This is a genomic window from Aeromonas sp. QDB14 (assembly GCF_027707845.1).
GTDB classification, from domain to species: domain Bacteria; phylum Pseudomonadota; class Gammaproteobacteria; order Enterobacterales; family Aeromonadaceae; genus Aeromonas; species Aeromonas caviae.
Genome location: NZ_JAPCJD010000213.1, coordinates 1 through 660 on the forward strand (window position 1 = coordinate 1; position 660 = coordinate 660).

The window sequence follows — 660 nt, forward strand, 5'->3', positions numbered from 1 at the left end:
GGTTGATCAATGTCCGTTTGAGCGCAGGCTGTCGCGAATGTTCGGACGCGCCGTTGATGTGGTGTCCCGCAATGCCGTCAATCCCGACTTCTTACCGGACGAGGACAAGAGTACGCCGCAGCTCGATCTTTTGGCTCGTGTCGAACGAGAGCTACCGGTGCGGCTCGACCAAGAGCGCACCGATATGGTTGTTTGCCATGGTGATCCCTGCATGCCGAACTTCATGGTGGACCCTAAAACTCTTCAATGCACGGGTCTGATCGACCTTGGGCGGCTCGGAACAGCAGATCGCTATGCCGATTTGGCACTCATGATTGCTAACGCCGAAGAGAACTGGGCAGCGCCAGATGAAGCAGAGCGCGCCTTCGCTGTCCTATTCAATGTATTGGGGATCGAAGCCCCCGACCGCGAACGCCTTGCCTTCTATCTGCGATTGGACCCTCTGACTTGGGGTTGATGTTCATGCCGCCTGTTTTTCCTGCTCATTGGCACGTTTCGCAACCTGTTCTCATTGCGGACACCTTTTCCAGCCTCGTTTGGAAAGTTTCATTGCCAGACGGGACTCCTGCAATCGTCAAGGGATTGAAACCTATAGAAGACATTGCTGATGAACTGCGCGGGGCCGACTATCTGGTATGGCGCAATGGGAGGGGAGCAGTC

Annotated in this window: 2 protein-coding genes; both read left to right on the forward strand. The window is 55.5% G+C overall.

Going from position 1 to position 660, the window contains the following annotated elements; translation table 11 throughout:
• On the forward strand, positions 1 to 457 hold a 457-nt coding region (locus tag PG887_RS22560), incomplete at its 5' end, for a phosphotransferase (RefSeq protein WP_265151644.1).
• Positions 457 to 660, forward strand: a 204-nt coding sequence (locus PG887_RS22565) for an aminoglycoside phosphotransferase family protein (protein ID WP_216084261.1), incomplete at its 3' end; no start/stop codon positions are given. The genes PG887_RS22560 and PG887_RS22565, both read left to right, overlap by 1 nt.